The 21194-nt window shown below is 43.1% G+C and carries 19 protein-coding genes; 16 read left to right on the top strand and 3 right to left on the bottom strand.

The window, feature by feature from the left end; translation table 11 throughout:
* The first annotated feature begins 64 nt into the window (after nucleotides 1–64).
* The 8 genes from J2Z20_RS05835 to J2Z20_RS05800 all read left to right on the top strand — a co-directional run bounded on the left by J2Z20_RS05835 (nucleotide 65) and on the right by J2Z20_RS05800 (nucleotide 6798).
* On the top strand, nucleotides 65–898 hold the full coding sequence (locus J2Z20_RS05835) for a sensor histidine kinase (protein ID WP_209846373.1): 834 nt from the start codon (nucleotides 65–67) through the stop codon (nucleotides 896–898).
* A complete protein-coding gene (locus J2Z20_RS05830; RefSeq protein ID WP_209846372.1) occupies nucleotides 899–1570 on the top strand; it encodes a response regulator in 672 nt (223 codons plus the stop codon).
* 185 nt (nucleotides 1571–1755) lie between these two features.
* A complete protein-coding gene (locus J2Z20_RS05825) occupies nucleotides 1756–3009 on the top strand; it encodes an MFS transporter (RefSeq protein WP_209846371.1) in 1254 nt (417 codons plus the stop codon).
* Nucleotides 3010–3111: 102 nt separating this feature from the next.
* Complete coding sequence (locus J2Z20_RS05820) at nucleotides 3112–3687, top strand: ArsR/SmtB family transcription factor (RefSeq protein WP_209846370.1); 576 nt, start codon at nucleotides 3112–3114, stop codon at nucleotides 3685–3687.
* 101 nt (nucleotides 3688–3788) lie between these two features.
* Entirely contained in the window at nucleotides 3789–4511 is a 723-nt protein-coding gene (locus J2Z20_RS05815) for a DsbA family oxidoreductase (RefSeq protein ID WP_209846368.1), read from the top strand.
* A 261-nt stretch (nucleotides 4512–4772) separates the two neighbouring features.
* Nucleotides 4773–5132 (top strand): replication termination protein, encoded by a 360-nt coding sequence (locus tag J2Z20_RS05810; RefSeq protein WP_209846366.1) that lies wholly within the window; start codon nucleotides 4773–4775, stop codon nucleotides 5130–5132.
* Nucleotides 5133–5154: 22 nt separating this feature from the next.
* The gene (locus J2Z20_RS05805; RefSeq protein WP_209846364.1) at nucleotides 5155–6384 is read left to right on the top strand and encodes an MFS transporter; all 1230 of its coding nucleotides are present in this window, start codon (nucleotides 5155–5157) and stop codon (nucleotides 6382–6384) included.
* 36 nt (nucleotides 6385–6420) lie between these two features.
* Nucleotides 6421–6798, top strand: coding sequence for a hotdog family protein (locus tag J2Z20_RS05800; RefSeq protein WP_209846361.1), 378 nt, complete (start codon nucleotides 6421–6423; stop codon nucleotides 6796–6798).
* A gap of 57 nt (nucleotides 6799–6855) precedes the next feature.
* Here the strand turns inward: J2Z20_RS05800 and J2Z20_RS05795 are convergent, their stop codons facing one another.
* The gene (locus J2Z20_RS05795; protein WP_209846357.1) at nucleotides 6856–8088 is read right to left on the bottom strand and encodes an aminopeptidase; all 1233 of its coding nucleotides are present in this window, start codon (nucleotides 8086–8088) and stop codon (nucleotides 6856–6858) included.
* 183 nt (nucleotides 8089–8271) lie between these two features.
* Between J2Z20_RS05795 and J2Z20_RS05790 the strand changes: the two genes are divergently transcribed.
* The 4 genes from J2Z20_RS05790 to J2Z20_RS05775 all read left to right on the top strand — a co-directional run bounded on the left by J2Z20_RS05790 (nucleotide 8272) and on the right by J2Z20_RS05775 (nucleotide 11895).
* Nucleotides 8272–8793, top strand: coding sequence for a GNAT family N-acetyltransferase (locus tag J2Z20_RS05790; RefSeq protein WP_209846353.1), 522 nt, complete (start codon nucleotides 8272–8274; stop codon nucleotides 8791–8793).
* A gap of 315 nt (nucleotides 8794–9108) precedes the next feature.
* Nucleotides 9109–10800, top strand: a complete 1692-nt coding sequence (locus J2Z20_RS05785) for a proline--tRNA ligase (protein ID WP_209846350.1) — start codon at nucleotides 9109–9111, stop codon at nucleotides 10798–10800.
* 340 nt (nucleotides 10801–11140) lie between these two features.
* On the top strand, nucleotides 11141–11578 hold the full coding sequence (locus J2Z20_RS05780) for a VOC family protein (protein WP_209846347.1): 438 nt from the start codon (nucleotides 11141–11143) through the stop codon (nucleotides 11576–11578).
* A complete protein-coding gene (locus tag J2Z20_RS05775) occupies nucleotides 11578–11895 on the top strand; it encodes a hypothetical protein (RefSeq protein ID WP_209846344.1) in 318 nt (105 codons plus the stop codon). The genes J2Z20_RS05780 and J2Z20_RS05775 overlap by 1 nt, the downstream gene beginning before the upstream one ends.
* Before the next feature lie 562 nt (nucleotides 11896–12457).
* On the opposite strand, the gene J2Z20_RS05770 is transcribed toward J2Z20_RS05775, so the two are convergent.
* Both J2Z20_RS05770 and J2Z20_RS05765 read right to left on the bottom strand, forming a co-directional pair.
* Nucleotides 12458–14080, bottom strand: coding sequence for a sensor histidine kinase (locus tag J2Z20_RS05770; RefSeq protein WP_209846340.1), 1623 nt, complete (start codon nucleotides 14078–14080; stop codon nucleotides 12458–12460).
* Nucleotides 14081–14242: 162 nt separating this feature from the next.
* A complete protein-coding gene (locus J2Z20_RS05765) occupies nucleotides 14243–15802 on the bottom strand; it encodes a response regulator transcription factor (protein WP_209846337.1) in 1560 nt (519 codons plus the stop codon).
* 270 nt (nucleotides 15803–16072) lie between these two features.
* Here J2Z20_RS05765 and J2Z20_RS05760 point away from each other — a divergent pair, with 270 nt between their 5' ends.
* The 4 genes from J2Z20_RS05760 to J2Z20_RS05745 are packed head-to-tail and all read left to right on the top strand — an operon-like array spanning nucleotide 16073 to nucleotide 21151.
* Nucleotides 16073–17380, top strand: coding sequence for an ABC transporter substrate-binding protein (locus J2Z20_RS05760; protein WP_209846334.1), 1308 nt, complete (start codon nucleotides 16073–16075; stop codon nucleotides 17378–17380).
* Nucleotides 17381–17405: 25 nt separating this feature from the next.
* Complete coding sequence (locus tag J2Z20_RS05755; protein WP_209846330.1) at nucleotides 17406–18281, top strand: carbohydrate ABC transporter permease; 876 nt, start codon at nucleotides 17406–17408, stop codon at nucleotides 18279–18281.
* On the top strand, nucleotides 18278–19084 hold the full coding sequence (locus J2Z20_RS05750) for a carbohydrate ABC transporter permease (protein WP_209846327.1): 807 nt from the start codon (nucleotides 18278–18280) through the stop codon (nucleotides 19082–19084). The genes J2Z20_RS05755 and J2Z20_RS05750 overlap by 4 nt, the downstream gene beginning before the upstream one ends.
* A gap of 18 nt (nucleotides 19085–19102) precedes the next feature.
* Complete coding sequence (locus J2Z20_RS05745; protein ID WP_342454265.1) at nucleotides 19103–21151, top strand: beta-galactosidase; 2049 nt, start codon at nucleotides 19103–19105, stop codon at nucleotides 21149–21151.
* Nucleotides 21152–21194 lie beyond the last annotated feature (43 nt).

Here is a 21194-nt window from a genome sequence, read left to right as displayed (position 1 = left end):
TATTCGGATAAGTGAAGTGTTAATATTTACGTTAAAGTTGCAGAAGGGGGCATTATATACTGCCATGACATACAAACAAATAAAATGGATGATCCTTATTGTACCTACCTTAACCGTTGGTATTTGGGAATATGTGCGTCACCAGTTTCTTATGCCTTACATATCGATGACAGCGGGTAATTACCTTACCCCGATCATCTTATTTATGGTCAGTGTCACACTTCTTGCACAATTGTTCAAAATCCTTGAACGTTATCAAGAAGAATTAAATCAAGAACGTGCGGTCAAAGCAACTTTAGAGGCGAGAGAACAGCTCGCAAGAGAGCTGCATGACGGGATCGCACAGTCACTCTTTCTGTTGTCGGTCAAAATCGACCGATTGGAGCGAAAAGAGCCGAAGTTCATAGAAAGTGAAGATTTACACAGTGTTCGTAAAACAGTTCATGAAGTAAATCGCTACGTGAGACAGGCTATTGCTAATTTACGTTATAATGCTACTTCAGAAACCGTGATTGCCGGAGAATCCATGCGGGAGCGTGTAGAACAGCTTGTACAAGAAACACATATAAGAAGCAAAATCGATTGGCGAATACCAGATTCCAGCTTGAGTCCAAATGAGAAGGTTGAAATGCTGGCTTGTATTCGGGAAGCGCTTCTGAACATACAGAAGCATGCGAAAGCGTCAGAAATAACCGTGTCTGGACAAGGAGAAGGAAATCGGTGGACGGTGCAAATTGAAGATAATGGGGTTGGTTTCGAAGGAGATCCGTTCGGGTGGAACGATCGTTACGGTCTTAAAATAATGAAAGAACGTGCTGAAGAAATGAATTGGCATATCGCGATTACGTCTGTGCCTGGAAAAACTACCGTTACGATAGAGAAAGGAGAGAGCTCATAAATGACGATTCGTGTATTAATTGCCGATGATCATGAGCATGCAAGAGAAGGCATCAGCGAAATATTATCAGCAGATCCGATCTTTGATATTGTTGCTGTGGCCAAGAATGGCCGAGAAGCGATTGAGCTCACAGAACAATGGATGCCTGACCTGATCTTAATGGATATACAGATGCCGGAAATGGATGGTCTTGAAGCAACCAAAATTATTAAACTGCGTTACCCGTACGTTAAAATAGTGATGGTCACGGTATCCGATGATGCGGCTCATTTATTTGAAGCGTTGAAGCAAGGAGCGCAAGGGTATTTGCTAAAAAATTTATCTCCATCGACATGGATTGAATATTTGCGTTCCATTATGAACGATGAAGCACCGCTCAGCAAAGAGTTAGCGTATCAAATTTTACAAGAGTTCCCTTTAGCAATGAAGAATGACGAGGATAAGCATCCATTAACAGTAAGGGAGCGGGAAATTTTGAACTGGGTAGCTCAGGGATTGACGAACCGTGAAATTGCTGAACAATTAACGATCTCCGAACAAACGGTCAAGAACCATTTGAAAAATATATTACATAAGCTGCATCTAGAAAATAGGGTTCAACTGACCAGATATGCGATGGAGCAAGGATGGATTCGTAGTACGGTCACAAAGCGGAGCGAGAATAAGGAGTAGAATAAGAAGGGGTGTCCCAAAAGCCATTTCGGCAAAGGGATACCCTTTTTTGTTGAAAAGAGCCCAATGGACTGAAAATTGTAATTGACAATTTAAGGAAATATAATAAAATAAATTTAATGATAAAATTATTTTAATGATATATAAATTAAAACGCCATACCATTTAGGAGGAGCGGATTACAAATGGCTGAAGCGGTTTTGGTTGAAAAACAAGGCATTCGTGAATTAGTTCGTTTTAAATCGTATATGCTCGTGATGGTTGCAAGAGTGATCTCACGTTTTGGGGATTCAGTTGACTCGATTGCGTATAGCTGGATGGTTTACTTGCTTACCGGTTCTAAATTGCTCATGGGAACATTGTTCGCGGTTAACTTCATTCCGAATATCGTAATCAGTTTTTTCTCAGGAGTATTAGCGGACCGGTGGTCGAAGAAGCGGATTGTCGTAATATGCAGTTTAGGCAGAGGTCTTACCGTCTGTCTAACAGCTGTACTGTTCTGGACGGGGCATCTTGAAGTGTGGCACTTGTTTCTTTTTACCGTCATCAATTCTACATTTGAATCGTTCTCGAGTCCTGCTGAAATGCAGCTCGTGCCCAGAATCGTTCCGAAACAAGTGCTGATGTCAGCTAATTCGTATAACAGCTCCATGTCCAGAATTGCAGAATTGATAGGCTTAGGGGCGGCTGGAGCACTTATTGGATGGCAAGGCATTTCTGGAGCAATTTTAATTGACGGTATCACATTTCTGATCGCTTCAACAATCTATATATTCATTCGAATAAATGATGATTCGCGAGCTATAAGCCCAATGTCTGCTAAAGTATATGTTAAGGAACTGAGAGAAGGCTTTTCTTTCATCAAATCTCACACGCTAATCTTAACAACAACACTCATGTGTGCACTCGTTAACTTTTGCTTGGCGCCCTACAGTGTCATGGAAACCGTTTATGTTCGTGACGTCCTGGAGTCAGGGCCGATCACATTAAGTTTGCTTAGCGCAGCTCAAATTATCGGCATGATTTTAAGCGGCATTTGGATAGGAGAGAAGGGTGCAAAGTATAAGAAGAGCATCCTCATCATGATTGGTTTTACGACGCTGGGTGTTTGCTATGCTCTGTTTTTCGTTACGGGTGTAATGTCTTCTTTATACGCGGTTGCAGCTGCTGTAGTCTTTAGCTTTGGTATCGGTGTCGCTATTCCTTTCGTCACGACGCCGACGTCAACTTATATGATGGAAGTAACGCCTAAAGAGATGTTAGGCCGTACGGGCGCGCTGTTAAATATGATCTGTATCTGCGCGATGCCGCTAGGCAGCAGTGCAGCTGGTGTCATTGCAGAATGGGTCAAATTGCCGGTTCTCTTTCTAAGTATGGGAATTCTAATTACTTTGCCCGTGTTATGGCTCGCACGCTATCGTAAATTTAGAGCGATCTAATAGAATGGATGTGCACTTCGGCGTTATTTTACATTTATAGTAAGTTCGTGGGATAATAGAGTCAGTTACAATAATCGACAGTCGATAACAGAGGTGTAAAAATTGGCACAAAAAGTATTAACAACGATTGAAGAGATCAAGGCTTATTCAGATCCATATCGAATTAAAATTATGAATACGTTTCAAAAAATGGGCCGTCCAGCAACGGTAAAAGAAATCGCCGATGAGCTGGGTGAAGTCGCTGCGAAAGTACACTATCATGTTAAAAAGCTCGAGAAGGTAGGCTTAGTTGAACTAGTAGAGACGAAAGAGATTAACGGCATTATTGCAAAATATTATGAAGCTTTCTCTGGAGATATACGGATTAAGCATGAAGGAATGGAGGATCATATTAAACAGGTCTTTGCTTCAGAGACGATTGCACTGCTCTCAGGTCTCTATGATGAGAATAAGAGTCGATTTCTAAAGTATGCTAACCGCATGGATGTATCCCCCTTTGCCAACTTGATCAACAATACACTTTATTTGACTCAAGAAGAAGCTGAGCAGTTTATTGACTATATCAAATCTTTTGCAGAAGCCCACAGTAAAAAAGTTAGACAAAAAGATATTCAAGCTTACGAGTTTTTTGCCACGATTGTTAAAGAGATGCCTAAAGAGAAAGATAGTAATTCGTAGATTTACAATATTTTTTATACTTCATATATAAAAATACTGTACTTGAAAAAAGAAAGTGAATTATATATGATTAAGTAAGATTTTCAGTAGGGGGTGTCTTTATGAAGGTAGAAATTTGGTCCGATTTTATGTGTCCATTTTGCTATATAGGAAAACGCCGATTCGAGGCTGCTCTTGAGCAGTTCCCGAACAAAGAAGAAGTTGAAGTCATCTACCGCAGCTTCGAGCTCGATCCATACTCCAAGCGAGATGTGGATTATGATGTACATGATATGCTTGCGAAGAAATACGGTATGACTCGTGCCCAAGCGATTGCGAATAATGAACATGTGGGCAAACAAGCACAAACGGTTGGTCTTACATATCATTTCGATACGATGATTCTGACCAACACATTTGATGCACACCGCCTGGCGCATTATGCTGGCGAGCTTGGCAAAATGAAGGAAATGACAGAAGTGTTGTTTAGAGCTTACTTCACTGATTCCAAACATATCGGTGATCATGAAACACTGGCTGATCTGGCAGCTGAAGTGGGACTTAACAGACATACGGTTCTTGAAATGCTCGCAGGAGATGACTACTCCAAAGAAGTTCGTGCTGATGAACAAGAAGCGAGTAAGCTAGGCATCACAGGAGTTCCGTTCTTCGTCATTAACCGTAAATATGCGGTTTCTGGTGCGCAGCCAACGGAATTGTTCACAGAAGCTCTAACAAAAGCTTGGAACGAAGAGAGACCTTTGACCGTTCTGAATGTTACAACGAATAGCACGGAAGATGCAGCTTGTGTTGACGGCACATGCATTGCACCTCAAAAAAAATAAGCAAAATCATTTTGGGCGAAGACCATCCTTTGAAAGGATGGTCTTTTTATTTTCACTAGCGCGTACCAACATTTTCATGTATAATGGGTGAAAATATCAACATATGAAAAATTCACAATAGAAAATAATAGCATGAACCTAGAAACTGCTGATCATATCCAAACGTTTGATGTACTTATTTATTTAGATTAATTGTATTAAAGGTAAACCTGAAAAAAACCATAATTTGTAAATTAATAAACATATGGAGGCGATATTCGGATGGCATTCTTAATTGCGCAGCGTGCTTTTATTAAATTGTATCTCATAACTATGGTAGAGAAGAATCGAGGGTATGGGTATCAGATGTTGGAGGAGCTTCGGAATGAATTCAAATCATTTGGCTACTCTCCTCCGCAAAGTGAAATATACCGGGCACTTCATGAGCTTGTACAGGAAGGAGTCCTCTATCGAACGAAGAAGCTGAAGGGCAATGATCCATCAGTCGATTTTCAGGAAATTGTACTCTATCATTTTACAGACCAAGGAGCCGAGTTAGCTAAGCTGTATAAGAAACAAGTGAAAGCCGATTTGGATCGGTGTCTCGCTATTTTACATAAATCAGTCGAAGATAATTATTGATCAACTGAAGGAGACAACAGAAATGAGACTTTTATTTTGGATAGGCTGTTTATCTTACTTACTTATTGGCTGTGCGCATGTTGTACTCGGTTCGCTGCTTCCTGTTATGCTCGATTATTACGGGCTGGATTATAGAGATGGAGGCACGCTTGTTTTTGTGCAATTCGCAGGGTTTATGGTTGGGGTATTACTCTCGCCGTATCTGATTGGTAAGTTCGGGAAGAGGAGAGGCTTAATTATTGCGCTTGTGCTGCTGTCGATAGCAGAGCTTGTGTACACTTTTCTACCGCCTTGGGGATGGATGTACGTAACAGCATTCGCGGCCGGGATGAGCTTTGGAACGATTGAATCTGTCATTGGTACGATCATTATTGCTGGGATTACCGAACAGACTGCTGTGGCGATGAGCCGATTAGAAGTATTTTTTGGAGTGGGTGCGTTATCGATGCCGCTGCTCTCAAGCTGGTTCATTCAAATCGATATATGGCGATGTTCATTCCTGATTATCTCCCTGATTGGTGTTATAGCTGCCGTCTTATGGGCACGAGGTTCTTTTGGATCGTTAAGTGAGGTGCTTGATCAACGCAAAGCGGACCTGAAAACAGCTCAAATCGTAGATCAAGCAAGTCGTATGCAACCAAGCTACAGTAAGAAAATGAATAAAAAAACCGTATCGATCATCGCATTGTTTATCGGATTTTTCTTCCTTTACGTTGGCATCGAAACGAGTTTGATTAACTTTATACCGTCGATTCTAATTGAGAAGCTTCATCTGAAAGAGTCAAGTGCGGCGCTTAGTGTAACGATCTTCTGGGTTGCCATGTCGATCGGCCGTATCTTCGCTGGAGTGATCGCTGAGAAGATTCAGTATGGGGTGTACGTATTAGCCAGCTGTATTGGTGCGATTATATTATTTGCCCTATTTCCGACATCTCAACATTCCATCATTTCGTTTGTCATTATTCTGTTATTAGGCATTGCACTATCTGGTTTATTCTCCATTGCGCTTGTATTTGTGAATAAGCTGTTGCCTGGTTCAGAGGAGTCTACGACAAGCATTATGATTGCTTCTGGTGCTGCGGGTGGCGCTGTTCTCCCGCTCATGATCGGCTGGAGCATGGACTTGTTCAGCGCGAATACGACTGCATGGTTATTAGCATTGTTTGCAGCATGTATGCTTGTTTTAAGTTTTGCGGCATTTGTCACGCAGCGTCGTCATAGAGTAGTACAAGAAATTCCAAATGGAATGTGATGGGTCTACGTCTTTTTTTATAATGAGGAGGGAAATATGGGTCTGAAAGCGGGAGACACTTTTGTATGGGAAAGAACCTTTACTGAAGAAGAGGTTTTGAAATTTGCTCAACTTACGGGTGACCAAGGAAGACACCATATGGAACATGATGATAAAGGGCGATTAATGGTTCATGGTTTACTCACCGCAAGTATAGGGACAAAAATGGGTGGAGATTTTAATTACATTGCGAGAGAAATCGTTAGTGAGTTTCTCAGGCCTGTCTTTACAGGAGATACAATCACATGCGAGCTCACACTTACCGAAATAGAGGAAATCGAAGGCTTCAAAAAGGTCGCCATCAAGTCTATCTATCGAAATCAGCATGGCAAGGAAGTCTTGATTGGAACAAGTCACGGAATTATAAGAGATTAAATAAAAGAGCTGACCTCGTTAATCGCAGAGATCAGCTCTTTTGAGTTTAGAGGTAAATTAGAATGCCCAGTTTCCTTTTAAGAATACAGGTTCTTCTTTACCGTCTTTCGTAATGCCGATAATGTCCATTTCCCCTGAGCCGATCATGAAGTCTACATGAGTTAAGCTCGTATTTAGACCGCTGGCAATAAGCTGCTCTTTAGACATTGCTTTTCCGCCTTCAAGACAGAATGCATATGCAGAACCAATGGCTAAGTGATTGGAGGCATTCTCATCAAATAACGTGTTGTAGAACAAAATGTTCGATTCGGAGATTGGGGATTTGTGTGGAACGAGAGCCACTTCACCAAGATAGTGGGAACCTTCGTCCATCTCTACAAGGCGTTTCAACGTTTCTTCACCTTGCTCAGCAGTCACATTGACAATCCGGCCATTCTCAAAGGTAATGCTGAAGTTATCAATAATATTTCCGCTGTAGCTAAGAGGTTTCGTGCTGGATACTGTACCGTTTACCCCAGTTTTGAGCGGTGCAGTGAATACTTCTTCTGTAGGCATGTTCGCTACGAATGTATTGCCATGCTCATTGATGCTGTCTGCAGCTACCCAAATATGACCTTCTGGAAGTTCTATGGTCAAATCTGTACCTGGAGCTTTGTAATGAAGTTTATGATACTTTTTATCGTTTAAATATTTGGATTTCTCATTTAGTGTCTTAATATGCTTCTCCCAAAGTCCGATTGGATCTTCTTGGTCTACACGAACGGTGAAGAAAATCGCATCCCACAGCTTTTGAACTTGCTCTTCTTCGGGAACGTCAGGGAATACCTTAGCAGCCCATGCTTTGGATGGAACAGCGACGATTGACCAGCTGAATTTATCCGCTTGTTGATAGGCACGATATTTTTCCATCGCTTGAGCGTATGTTTTTTGGAAGTTGGTGATCCGTTCTTGATCAACGCCTTTTAACAAGTCAGGATCTGCAGATGTGATGTGCAGTACAGCGGCGCCATTTTCAACGAGTTCAATCATTTCACCTGCATACCAGTGATGAGGAAGTAAGAATGAATCATCTGGAGCTAAGTCGTAACGAAGACGAGTCACCGTTTCATCTGACCAGTTCACTTTGACGTATTTCGCGCCAAGTTCATAAGCTTTTTTGACAACCAATCTTACAAATTCAGCAGATTCAATGGAACCATGTACGACCAACGTTTGGCCTTTTTGAATATTAACTCCGATTTTCACCGCGAGTTCAGCATATTTGTCTAATTTCTCTTGAAATGTTGACATGTTCATTCCTCCAATCTCTATGTAACTACAATTATTTATTGTACCGCAAATCGTCCAGTAAAGAAAATGCATTGCAGGGAAAATGATGTATAAGGCTAAGTGTTATGGAAAAGCATTCCATTATATTGAGATAGATGATAAATTTAAATCAATGTAATTAGTATGGGATAAAGGAGTTTATCTATGAACATTAGAAAAGCCGTGATAGAGGATGCTTACTCCATTGCTGCGGTTCAGGTAAACAGCTGGCGAACAACGTATAGAGGTATTGTGTCTGATGCTTACTTATCCAATATGTCTATTGAATCAAGGGAACAGGTTTGGAGAGGAGCAATAAGTCCTGAAGCAAATACAGATCTTAGATTTATTTATGTTGCTGAAGATGATGGAGGAGAGGTCGTCGGGTTTGCCATGGGCGGGCCTAATCGCAGTAAAGAGTTCGAATATGAAGGCGAACTGTATGCCATCTATTTGCTCGAGCATGTGCAGGGTCAAGGCATAGGAGCAAACCTGGTAAATCAGATTGTTCATGATTTCATAGAGCATGGCATTCATTCTATGTTAGTCTGGGTACTACGGGGAAATAAGGCTCTAGGATTTTATGAGAGAATGGGTGGACAGATGATCGGCTCGAAGACTATTTCCATTGGAGAAGAGGAGCATGAAGAGCTGGCTCTTGGATGGAAGGAACTACGGAACAATTGACACTTTAGCAAGGAATGTGTATTTTAATTAATAATAATGAAGAAAAAGCAACGACCATGGCCATAAGTTACGCGGGTAATACGGTTACAGAGAGAAGACTCAGCGGCTGAAAGGTCTTCCAAAGTATAGCGTAAGCTTCCTACCATGCAGCTGCAAGTCTGAATAGACTGCCGGATCATTCCCGTTATGGAAATGAAGGACTGCTTGCTATTGCAGGTCAGTCGAATTAGGGTGGTACCACGACACATTCGTCCCTTGAGGACGAGTGTGTTTTTTTATTTTATTCATATAATTCATGAAAATGGGGGGATTTCCATGCGTCAAAGCACCTTATTATCAACGACATTACGGGAGACGCCTGCAGAAGCGGAAGCGGCTAGCCATCAGTGGTTGCTGCGATCAGGGATGATTCGGCAGCTGGCGGCTGGCATTTATTCGTATTTACCGCTCGGCTGGAGAGTGCTTCGTAAAATTGAAAACATCATTCGTGAAGAGATGGACAGAGCGGGCGCGCAAGAAATATTCATGCCTGCGATGCAGCCTGCAGAGTTGTGGGTGAGATCGGGCCGGGATGAGCGATATGGACCTGAATTGGTTCGTCTTCAGGACAGACACAATCGTCCGTTCGTTCTTGGCCCCACGCATGAAGAAGTAATTACAACCCTCGTAGGCGGCGAAGTGAACTCTTACCGAAGATTACCGATGAATGTATATCAGATTCAGACGAAGTTCCGTGATGAACGAAGACCAAGATTTGGCCTGTTAAGAAGTCGAGAATTTCTAATGATGGATGCTTATTCCTTTGATACGGACTGGGAAGGCTTAGACAAAACGTATTGGCAAATGGTTAAGGCGTATCGTAATATCTTTACTCGCGTTGGACTGAATTTTGCTGCGGTTGAAGCAGATCCAGGCGCGATCGGAGGGGAAGGCGGCACGCATGAATTTATGGCTTTAGCCGATATTGGCGAGGATACGATTGCTGCATGCAGCAATTGCGACTATTCAGCGAATTTAGAGAAGGCTGCAGCCGGACCTGTGTTACTTTCGTCAGCTAACCATGAAGAAGGAGCAGTGTATGAGAAAATTTATAGTCCACAAATCAAAACCATTGACGAGCTTGTGACAGCATTGAATATCACCGCACGTGACATTATCAAGACGCTTGTCTATGAGGCAGATGGTCAGCTTATTGCTGTTGCGGTCCGCGGAGATCATGAAGTGAATGAGATCAAAGTGAAGAATACGATTGGAGCTAATGAGCTTACTCTTGCAGATGCTGAAGTGATGAAATCTCATGGTCTTGTGCTAGGTTTTGTTGGTCCAATTGGATTGACGATTCCTCTCTATATCGATCATAGCGTTGCTCAAATGACTTCTGCGGTAACAGGGGCGAATGAACTCGATTTTCATTTGCTCAATGTTCGCCCTTGCCGTGATTTTACAATGGCACACGTCGGTGATTATCGGAATGTGGTTGAAGGAGACTCTTGTCCTCGTTGTTCTGGTCAGCTGCGTTTACAGCGCGGTATTGAGATCGGGCACGTATTTAAACTTGGTACCAGATACAGCGAGACGCTAGGTGCAACATTCGTTGATCGTAACGGTAAAGAGCAACCGATGATTATGGGATGTTACGGTATCGGGGTATCCAGATTATTGTCTGCCATTGTAGAACAACATCACGACGAGAACGGGATTGTCTGGCCTGAATCAATCGCCCCATTCCAAGTCCACATTATCCCTGTATCGATGAAAGACGAAGCGCAAATGAATCTAACAGAAGCGTTATACAAGAGTCTTGTTAACCAAGGCTACGACGTATTAGTCGATGACCGTGATGAACGTGTCGGCGTCAAGTTGAAAGATGCAGATATGTTCGGCATTCCAAGCCGCGTAGTTGTTGGTAAGAAGGCAGCAGAGGGATTTGTAGAGTTTAAGAAGCGGCAGGAGCAAGAGGCAAGCTGGATTCGTGTGGATGAAGTGATTAGAAGGATGACGCTTTGAACATGACAGGATATTGTATCTAAAGTTGATTGAAATTTGTAAAGGATGAGAGAATAATCTCTCATCCTTTTTTGTCATTAAAGGTAATAGTTGTTTTTTGAAAAGAACTTGGGGACATTCCCGACGTCGTTTATTACGTAATTTCGACTTTAAAAAAGGAAAGAATCATACAATTCGCGAATACATTATCAACGCAAATATTTACGAAATTCACAAACATTCATTCTACAATGAAATATACGACGTTCGTGAATACAACAACGTTAGCTGAAATTACCGAGGGACAAACACATCAAACTAATTTAACTTTATTTCAATCTTTAATCTTGGAGGATATGAAATGATTTTACAAAGAGTTAGTTTAATCACGATAGGCGCATGGAATTTGCCTTTGCTTCGTTCGTTTTATAAAGGACTCGGATGGACAGAAACTGATTGGAGTTCTGATAACTACTCAGTATTTAAAACTGCTGGAGGAATGTTATCGATCTGGTCAATTGAAGAAATGACAAAAGGCATTGATTTACCAAAACCTTCAAGTCCCAATTATTTTAGAGGGGTGACATTAAGTATTAATACTGATTATCCGGTACAAGTAGATGAAATCATTAAATTAGCTCGAGAAGCAGGAGCCAGAATAATTCATGAGCCTAATAATGCTTTTTGGGGAGGAAGAAGTGCAGGATTCTTAGATCCGGAGAATAACTATTGGGAAGTAGCCTTTAATCCAAATTCTAAATTTGATGAACGTGGAACAATGATTGAAATGAATGGATAATGGATTTTGAATGTATTTCAAAGAAGTCGGTAACATCAGCTAACACCGTATTAACGCTTCGGATCATTCGGCCCTCGGTCCGCCGAGGCATTTCGGAGAAGCGGAATCAGCGGACACATCCGCACCGGCTAACTGCGCTTCGCGCAGCCGGCCACTTTGTGGCCTTAAGCCGGTGGGACGTCGTGAATACAAGAACGTTAGCAGAAATCCCCGAGATCGAAAGAGCATTAGAAAAACAAATGAAAGGGGCATTCATTTATGTGTGGAATAGGGATCCTCATTCTCATCGCAATTTGTTACACGCCAATTATTTATAGGATAAATAAACGATTAAATCATATTGAAAGACAGCTAGAAATGATAACAAACAATAATCAAAGAAATGATAATCAATAATTAGACGCGAGCTGAAACGAGGAATTTAGCGTCCTTTCGTCACCGCAAATTCTATTTTCTATAGTTAAACAAATGAAAAAGTGTAAATAGAAATTATAGGCTATAATACCATTTATAAAGAGCTTGATTAAAGAGCGAATAAAGAAAAATAATATTAAATGAAATTTGAATGAAGCTCGAAAAGTCGGGGACATCTGCTAACAACATATTCACGCTTCGTGGCATTCGCCCCCCCGCTCAAAATATCTTCCCCTATTGATCTTCATTATTTTCTTGACTTCTTGCACACATCTAACGATTCAAACTCTATGAAATAATAATTTCCACTAATCAGCTTCCACTTGAAGCAGTATAGAATGCCGTAGTCGTTCACAGCACCAAATTCTACGTTGCACGATGGTCTTAGATGGCTACTCGTTAAAGGAAATGCTCCAACGAACGTACTCACGCATATCAAACCCTCCAGCGTTATCATGATGTATGTTAGGTTTGCGTAAGCTCCTGCTTCTCCAGAATGGGCAGCGTGATTCGGATGGCTGTGCCATAGCCGGGCTCGCTTTCGATACGAACGCCGTATGGTGAGCCGAATAATAATTGGATACGGCTATGGACATTGTTGATGCCGATACCGGATAAATGCTGTTGCTTGCGCTCATTCACTTGATCCTCGATAGCTGACATACCGACCCCGTCGTCGATAACTTCGATAATCAGGAATTCCACTTGCCTGCGAATAAAGATATGAATATTCCCGCTAGGATAGCCGGGAAAGGCGTGGAAGAACGCATTCTCCACGAAAGGTTGAATGATGAGCTTCGGAACCAGCAGTTGCAAGCAATTTTCTTCGACTTCATAATGTACACCGATCTGATCGCCATACCGGATTTGCTTAATATACACGTAGTGTTTCAGGGTTTCGATTTCTTGCTCTACCGTCACGCGATCTTCCGTGGAACCGAGGGTACTCTGCAGCATGGAGATCAGACTGTTAATGGTCTCGTCGACTTGATCGGTACGATTCATTTTGGCCAAATATTTAATAGAGCTTAATGTGTTATACAGAAAATGCGGATTAATCTGCATTTGCAGCGCATTTAAATCCGCTTTTCGCCGCTCCTGCTGCTCATATATGAGCTTATCAGTGTATTGATTGATTTCGGTAATGAAACGATTGTAGGCCTTCGTTAAAACATTGGTCTCATAGCTACCGTCTTCCTGCAAGGGGTGATACTTCAAATTGTATCCTGTGGAGGCTTGCATCGTCTTGACCAGCTTATTCAAGGGGCGTGTTATCCGTCGGCTAATGGAATAGACGAACAACATACTGACGAGAAGGATGAAGATGACCACCTTGAGAATTTCATATGAGATCTTGTACAGTGAAGCAAATGCCGTTAACTGATCGATTTCCTCGACGAGATACGCATTGTACTCCGGTAAAAAATAGGAAATATAGGTTTGCTTATCATCGGCATCAGACCACACCCCCTTATGTTGCACAGAAGTGTTCGTAGCAATGGAAAGGAGCGACATATCCTTCTTGCTAATAAGCTTCTTGTTGCTGCTAGATAGTACGGTGCCGTCAGACGAAATAAGCGAGATATGGATACCGTCCGAAATATAGGGCTTATATTTGCGGTATATATTCTGTTCATCCATGACAACGGCTACATAACCGTACATGCGATCGGTGCTTGCGTCCATTAAAGGCTTGACGGCAAACAGGTAATTATCATAAGGAACGGATTCCGAGAATAAATCCAGACTGCTGTAGTAATGAATTCGGTTCTGGACTTGGCCGCTCAAGTTCATGAATTTCGATACGAAATCTTGAGGGATCTTGTCCCATTTCAGCGAGTTGCTCGAATAATGCCGTCCCCCTTCGCCAGGGATGCCGGATACGATGATATGTGAATTCTCCGGGCTTAGATAATCCTTATAGAGATCCATGTACCGACCGAGCGCAATGACGAGGTTAATCTGTTCCAAGGGCGTGTTGGCTGGCTTCGTAATATAATTTTTGAACTCCTTGCTTCGGTTGACTTGAAGCATGGTATTGACCACTTGTTCGTTATAGCTAAGTAAATCATCTTTTATCAGATTCATGTTGGCGGAGGCGCTTCGGATAACCTGGTCTAGCAGAATACGCTCCGAGATCGATGAGGATGCGAACATCAATAGTATAGAAATTATGATGATGCCGGATAACATCAGCATGAGGATTTTGATAAAAATGCTGTTTTTTCGAAGCACGTCATTCACCTGTCTTTATTTGTAGATATAATTGCGGTACTCCACAGGAGTCATGCCGGTCATCTTTTTAAATACTTTGGAAAAGTAATTATGATCCGAGAATCCGGTTAACTGGCTGATTTGAGAGATGGACAGCTCATAGTTTTGCAATAGCTCTTTTGCTTTATCGATCCGTACCCGATTGATAAACGTCGTCAGATTTTCGTTCGTCCGCTGCTTGAAATAAGAGGACAAGTAGCTGTAATTCAGATGAAATTTGTCAGCCAGCTCCGACAAGGAAATATCATTCGCATAGTTCTGGTTCACATATTCGTAAATCCGATGCAGAATCATAGATTGAGGATCTGTCTGCCGAACGACGGCTTTCAAATCGTCTACAAATTGAATAAAAACCGATTCCAGCTCATCCAAATCAAAAGCCAGGTCAATCTTCTTGAACAGTTTTAGCTTGGAAGAGCTTAACTCGGATAAAGGCTGCTTCATTTGTTCAAGCGTGCTCATAGCAGAATAGATAATGTTCTGGCATAAGCGTTTCAGGCTGTATTCGTCATACGCTTGTGTGGATCGAATGTGCGCGAATAAGGCTTGGGATTGAACGGAAGCGTCATCGATGGCAAGTGATCGGAGCGCCGATGTGAATTGAGCTTGATCAAAATTTACTTTATCGGTCTCCGGCTTGATCTCATGCTCAGGGATACAATGTCGCTTAGGGAAATAAATGAGCTTGCCTAAGTAAGGCGATAATCGTTCATGCTCGGCTTGAATCTTGGCAATGTTCTCGAACTCATGGGAGAGAACAAATTTAATATAGGTAAGCGATTTCATGGCAAGCCGCGTAAATTCATCTAGACAGGATTGCACGTCGTCAGCTTGATTCGTATCATAATTAACGAGCACGACGCATTCATTTTTGAGAAATACACAGACATAATTGCAGGAACTCAAATGATCCTGAGCAAGCTCAATGATCACTTGCTCGATTTGGGCTTGTGTCCAATGGGTTTTGGATAGCAGAATGCCAGTGCTGGCTTTCACTATGCGAAAATGCTTTCCTGCGAATTGTTCTCTCCATTCCTGCCAATCGTAGTCAATGTCTTCACTAAAGTTTCTATCGGTACTGAGTAATTGCCCGAGCCTTATGGCGGGATCCAGCTTCATTGGAGGTGAATCCAATCGGTTTGGAGGCATCTCACCGCAAAGGGATTGGATTAGGGAGATCAACTCCGTGGCCGATACTTTCGGCTTGAGCAAATAATCCGTGACACCGTATTTGAACACTTCTCGGACGTAGTCGAACTCGCTATAGCTGCTGAGCACAACTACTTTAATGTCGGGGTACTGCATACGCATCATTTTGGTGAATTCAACACCATCCATAATCGGCATGACAATATCTGTAATGACAACATGCGGACGAACCTTGTCGATCAAATGCAGCGCCTCTTGGCCGTTAGAGGCTTGAGCGACAATCTCTATGTTATATTCGCTCCAATTACATAGATGTATGATTCCTGTCCGTAAGATGCTTTCATCGTCTACAATCATGACACGGTAGGTTGCGGAGTTCTCTTTCATGATGGGCGACACCTCGTTGGAAAATCTATTTCCTTTATCATATAACAATCCAAAATAAAAGCATATGGTTCACCGCGTCCGTCCAAAATATACAAAAATTAATACTAATATCCGAAAATCCTACCAATAAAACGGTTTCATAACATTTGAGAGCAATAATTAATGCTAATAAAAAGCGATTTAATCTTATACAATCCCGCCTATAATTTTTTACAATACAAGTGCAAGATATAAAGCGTTTACAAAAATAGAACAAAGGGGTTGTACAACATGAAAAAGTTTCTCTCCGTATTATTACTTGTTACGATGACTGCTTCGCTCTTGGCGGCGTGCGGTTCATCAAACTCAGATTCTAACACAGCTGGAAGTACAGATCAGGGAGGTTCATCGAAAAAGAAGGTTGTAGCATGGGCGTGGGATCCTTCCTTTAACGGTGCTGCTTTGAAAATTGCCGAAGAGTTGTATCAGAAGGAACATCCGGATTTTGAATTGGAAGTTGTTGATATGGCCAAAGCGGATTTGGAGCAAAAGCTGAACGCCAACTTGGCTGCTGGGGTGAAAGATGGGTTGCCAGATATTATTCTCGTCAACGATCCAAATATCCAGAAATATGTGACGGCCTATCCGAATACATTCGCTGATTTTACGGACAAAATCGATTTTACCCAATTCTCTCCTTATAAAGTGGATGCGCTTCGCATCGGTGATAAAATCTACGGCGTTCCCTTCGATATAGGGGTAACCGGGATGTTCTACCGATCCGATTACTTGGAGCAAGCGGGTTATACAGCCAAAGATTTAGAGAATATTACGTGGGATCAATATATTGAAATCGGAAAAGTTGTGAAGGAAAAAACAGGGAAGTACATGACGACAATCAATCCTAACGACGAGGCTTTAACGTCCATTCTCTTGCAATCCGCAGGATCTTGGTACATTACACCTGAGAATAAAGGGAATTTCGTGAATAACCCGGTTATGGCGGAGACGCTTCGTGTGTACAAAGCGATTTCTGATTCGGGAATCGCAAAACCGGTAACCGGCTGGAGCGAGTTTGTCGGCAGCTTTAACGCAGGGGATGTCGCGACGGTTGTGTCCGGGGTATGGCAAGTGCCTTCCATTATGGATGCGAAAGATCAAAGCGGCAAATGGAGGGTAGCTCCGATTCCTAGATTGAATATAAAAGGCGGCGTGAATGCATCAAATGAAGGCGGATCCAGCTGGTTCGTATTAAACGGTTCCAAGAACAAAGATTTGGCGATTGATTTCCTTGCTAAGACGATCGGCGGAAGCAGTGAATTCTATGAACGCTTCTTGAAAGAAAAGGGCGGTGTTGGTTCTTATATTCCAGCGTTCTCTAGCGATGCTTACGGTCAGCAATCGGAATTTTTCGGCGGACAAGCCATTTATCGTGATTTTACGAAATGGTCAACGGAAGTGCCGGGGATCTCGTTAGGGATGTACACGCAAGAAGCAAAAGATGCGCTGAAGAACGAGCTTCCTAATATTTTGCAAGGCGCGGACCTGACGCAAAGCTTGGCTAACATTCAGAAATTGTTTGAACAACAGGTGCAATAAATAAAAAGTTAGCAGGTGGTAACCCATGGAACGCAAATGGAATAAATCCTCGCTGATGGGATGGCAATTTGTCGCATTGCCTTCGGCGCTCATCTTATTATTTAGTTTCTATCCGATGTTTCAATCTTTGCTGTTATCCTTTCAGTCTGGAAAAGGTACCGTATATCACTATGTAGGCATTGACAACTATATCCGGTTATTCTCGGATCCGATGTTTAAGCAAGCGGTGTTCAATACTCTGTTATACCTTATCGTCCAAGTACCCATTATGCTATTGCTCGGACTTGTGATCGCACATTTATTGAATAATCCGAAGCTTCGTTTTAAAGGCTTTTATCGTACGGCTATTTTTCTTCCTTGTGTAACGTCGCTTGTATCGTATGCGGTGTTATTCAAAAGTATTTTCGCGGTGGACGGCATTCTGAATAAGATGCTTTTATCGATGCACGTGATCCAAGAGCCCATAGCGTGGCTCATGGATCCGATCTGGGCGCGTGTGGTTATCATAGCGGCTATCACATGGCGGTGGACGGGATATAACATGATTTTCTATTTATCGGCTATGCAGAATATTGATCCAAGCATCTACGAAGCGGCGTCGATTGACGGGGCATCGAAGACACGTCAATTCTTTAGTATTACCGTGCCGATGTTAAAACCGATTATTTTGTTTACAGCTATTATCTCGACCAACGGTACATTACAATTGTTCGATGAAGTTGTGAACATCACGAAAGGCGGACCGGGGAATGCAACGATGACGATTTCGCAATATATCTATAATCTTTCATTCGTCTACACGCCTAACTTTGGTTATGCCGCAACTGTATCCTATGCCATTGTTGTTATGGTTGCCGTCCTAGCGTTGTTCCAACTAAAATTAGGGGGTGAGAAGCGATGAAAAAGTTGACAACAATGGTTGTCCATCTGTTTCTAATCGTAGCATCCGTCATCTCACTATTCCCGTTCGTATGGATGTTGATGGGGATGACGAACAGCTCCTCCGAAATTTTAAAAGGGAAGTTCAGCTTTGGATCGATGCTCATGGAGAACATCCATAAGCTGTTGGATATGACCAGTCTTGGGGCTGCGTTCTGGAATTCCGCTATCATTGCCATTATCGGTACGGTCGGGACGTTGCTCTTAAGCTCCATGGCAGGGTACGGCTTTGAAATTTATCATTCCAAAAGCAAAAGCCGACTGTTCGGATTGCTCATGCTGTCGATGATGATGCCATTTGCTGCCGTTATGATTCCGTTGTTCCGCATGTTCAGCGGCATGGGACTTTTGAATACGCCGACGGCCGTCATCTTGCCAACGATTACTACGGCCTTTATGATCTTCTTTTTCTTGCAAAATACGAAGTCATTCCCGCGTGAGCTGTTGCAAGCCGGTCGTGTGGACGGATTAAGCGAGTGGCGGTTATTCACCCGAATCTATATGCCAACGATGAAGCCTACCTACGCGGCGGCGGCGATCATAACATTTATGAACTATTGGAACAGCTTCTTGTGGCCGTTGATCGCGTTGCAGACGCAAGACAAGAAAACATTACCGTTAGTCGTCTCATCGCTGGCGTCATCTTATAATCCCGACTATGGCATTATTATGGTAGCGATTGTCATCACGACGTTACCTTCCGTATTAATCTTTTTCCTACTACAGAAACAATTTGTACAAGGTATGTTAGGTTCAGTGAAGTAATCGATAGAGGTGATTGGAGTGAAAAGGCAATTTGGGGAACGGCTGCTGCATGGTGCTGACTATAATCCGGAGCAGTGGCTGCATGACCCTGAGGTGTTGAAGCAAGATGTTCAGCTTATGAAGCAAGCCGGTTGCAATGTCATGTCCATCGGAATTTTCTCTTGGGCCGCATTGGAACCGGAGGAAGGGCGTTATCAATGGGAATGGATGGACCAAGTGATCCAAACTCTGCATGAGCATGACATTTCCATTTTCTTAGCGACACCGTCCGGAGCCCGCCCGGCATGGCTGGCAGAGAAATATCCGGAGGTGATGAGAGTTGCTTCGAATCGGCAGCGAAATTTATATGGGGCACGGCATAATCATTGTTACACGTCTCCGATCTATCGCGAGAAGATCGGGCAGATGAATCAGCAGTTAGCTGCCCGCTATGCGAAGCACCCAGCCGTTCGACTCTGGCATATTTCCAATGAATATGGCGGCGAATGCCATTGTGATTTATGCCAAGAGGCGTTCCGATCATGGCTTCAACGGAAATATGTAACGCTCGATCACTTGAATGAACAATGGTGGACTACGTTCTGGAGTCATACGTATACCGATTGGTCGCAAATCGAGTCGCCGGCACCGCATGGCGAGAATGCAACGCATGGCATGAATTTGGATTGGAAGCGGTTTGTAACCGACCAGACGTTGGATTTCATGCAGCATGAAATTGCAGCAGTGAAGTCGAGCAATCCTGATATCCCGGTGACGACGAACTTTATGTACTATTTTGACGGACTGAACTACTTCAAATTCAAGGATGCCGTGGATATCGTATCTTGGGATAACTATCCGACGTGGCACAAGCGAGCCGATCTTGATATCGCTATCGATACCGCGATGTATCACGATATGATGCGATCGATCAAACGTCAGCCGTTCTTGTTAATGGAGAGCTCTCCGAGCAGTACGAACTGGCAGAGTGTGTCGAAGCTGAAGAAGCCGGGCATGCATGTATTATCTTCCATGCAGGCAGTTGCGCACGGCTCCAATTCCGTTCAGTACTTCCAATGGCGCAAAAGCCGAGGCTCCAGCGAGAAGTTCCATGGTGCGGTGGTATCGCATGATGGAAGCCCAAACACGCGTGTATTTCAGGAAGTGACCGAGCTTGGAAGACTCCTGCATCAGCTGTCCGACGTAGCGGATACAGGGCGGGATGCCCAGGTAGCGATCGTATATGATTGGGAGAATAAGTGGGCCATCGAAGACTCGCAAGGTCCGCGGAATATCGGCATGGGCTACAAAGAAGAAGTTCAATCGCATTACCGTGCGTTGGTGAAACAAGGCCTTACCGTTGATTTCGTAGACATGGAGTGTGAAATCGACGGCTATAAGCTCGTGATTGCCCCGATGCTATATATGCAGCGCGCCGGCTTCGAACAGAAGCTTCGCAGCTTTGTCGAGCAAGGCGGTACCTTGGTGATGACTTACTGGAGTGGTATCGTGAACGAGAACGATCTCGTGCATTTGGGTGATGCTCCGCATCAGCTAACGGATGTTGCGGGAATCGTCAGCGAAGAAATCGACGGCTTGTACGATCATGAGCATAATCGTGGCCGCGTCATTCATCATTTGGAGGGACAAACTCTTACTGGCGAGTATTGCTGCCATAAGCTCTGTGACCAGTTGCACCTGCATGGGGCCGAAGCCTTAATGGTCTATACCGATGATTTCTATGCCGGACGTCCCGTATTGACTCGCAATAACTTCGGTCAAGGTCAGACCTATTACATCGGCAGCCAGTTCGAACCGAGCTTTTATGATGATTTGTACAAAGATTTGATTCGCCAGCTCCATATACAACGTCCTGTTGAAGCTGAAATGCCGCAAGGAGTATATGTAACAACGCGTTCGAATGCGAAGGTGGAGTATCTTTTCGTTCAGAACTTCACGGCGGAGGCACAGGCCATTCCGGCTCTAGGAGCGGAATGGTCGGCGGTTACCCGAGACGTAGATCTGAGCCGTGATTGGACAGCGGCATCGTTCGAGGTTTTGGTAGCGAAGCGTAGCTTAATAATCTAAAACTTTCTCACCAAACGTGGATTTTCTATATATGTAATTCGAT

Origin of the sequence: Paenibacillus sediminis (assembly GCF_017873765.1) — a bacterium.
In the GTDB taxonomy this organism is placed as follows: domain Bacteria; phylum Bacillota; class Bacilli; order Paenibacillales; family Paenibacillaceae; genus Paenibacillus_AG; species Paenibacillus_AG sediminis.
The sequence above is the reverse complement of the archived record's forward strand: the minus strand, read 5'-3'. Positions and strand labels throughout refer to the sequence as shown.

What these genes read in the sequence shown, in the direction of transcription:
- J2Z20_RS05835 (WP_209846373.1), top strand. Translation starts at nt 65, where the DNA reads ATGACATACAAACAAATAAAATGGATGATCCTTATTGTACCTACCTTA.
- J2Z20_RS05830 (WP_209846372.1), top strand. Translation starts at nt 899, where the DNA reads ATGACGATTCGTGTATTAATTGCCGATGATCATGAGCATGCAAGAGAA.
- J2Z20_RS05825 (WP_209846371.1), top strand. Translation starts at nt 1,756, where the DNA reads ATGGCTGAAGCGGTTTTGGTTGAAAAACAAGGCATTCGTGAATTAGTT.
- J2Z20_RS05815 (WP_209846368.1), top strand. Translation starts at nt 3,789, where the DNA reads ATGAAGGTAGAAATTTGGTCCGATTTTATGTGTCCATTTTGCTATATA.
- J2Z20_RS05810 (WP_209846366.1), top strand. Translation starts at nt 4,773, where the DNA reads ATGGCATTCTTAATTGCGCAGCGTGCTTTTATTAAATTGTATCTCATA.
- J2Z20_RS05805 (WP_209846364.1), top strand. Translation starts at nt 5,155, where the DNA reads ATGAGACTTTTATTTTGGATAGGCTGTTTATCTTACTTACTTATTGGC.
- J2Z20_RS05800 (WP_209846361.1), top strand. Translation starts at nt 6,421, where the DNA reads ATGGGTCTGAAAGCGGGAGACACTTTTGTATGGGAAAGAACCTTTACT.
- J2Z20_RS05795 (WP_209846357.1), bottom strand. Translation starts at nt 8,088, where the DNA reads ATGTCAACATTTCAAGAGAAATTAGACAAATATGCTGAACTCGCGGTG.
- J2Z20_RS05790 (WP_209846353.1), top strand. Translation starts at nt 8,272, where the DNA reads ATGAACATTAGAAAAGCCGTGATAGAGGATGCTTACTCCATTGCTGCG.
- J2Z20_RS05785 (WP_209846350.1), top strand. Translation starts at nt 9,109, where the DNA reads ATGCGTCAAAGCACCTTATTATCAACGACATTACGGGAGACGCCTGCA.
- J2Z20_RS05780 (WP_209846347.1), top strand. Translation starts at nt 11,141, where the DNA reads ATGATTTTACAAAGAGTTAGTTTAATCACGATAGGCGCATGGAATTTG.
- J2Z20_RS05775 (WP_209846344.1), top strand. Translation starts at nt 11,578, where the DNA reads ATGGATTTTGAATGTATTTCAAAGAAGTCGGTAACATCAGCTAACACC.
- J2Z20_RS05770 (WP_209846340.1), bottom strand. Translation starts at nt 14,080, where the DNA reads ATGAATCTGATAAAAGATGATTTACTTAGCTATAACGAACAAGTGGTC.
- J2Z20_RS05765 (WP_209846337.1), bottom strand. Translation starts at nt 15,802, where the DNA reads ATGAAAGAGAACTCCGCAACCTACCGTGTCATGATTGTAGACGATGAA.
- J2Z20_RS05760 (WP_209846334.1), top strand. Translation starts at nt 16,073, where the DNA reads ATGAAAAAGTTTCTCTCCGTATTATTACTTGTTACGATGACTGCTTCG.
- J2Z20_RS05755 (WP_209846330.1), top strand. Translation starts at nt 17,406, where the DNA reads ATGGAACGCAAATGGAATAAATCCTCGCTGATGGGATGGCAATTTGTC.
- J2Z20_RS05750 (WP_209846327.1), top strand. Translation starts at nt 18,278, where the DNA reads ATGAAAAAGTTGACAACAATGGTTGTCCATCTGTTTCTAATCGTAGCA.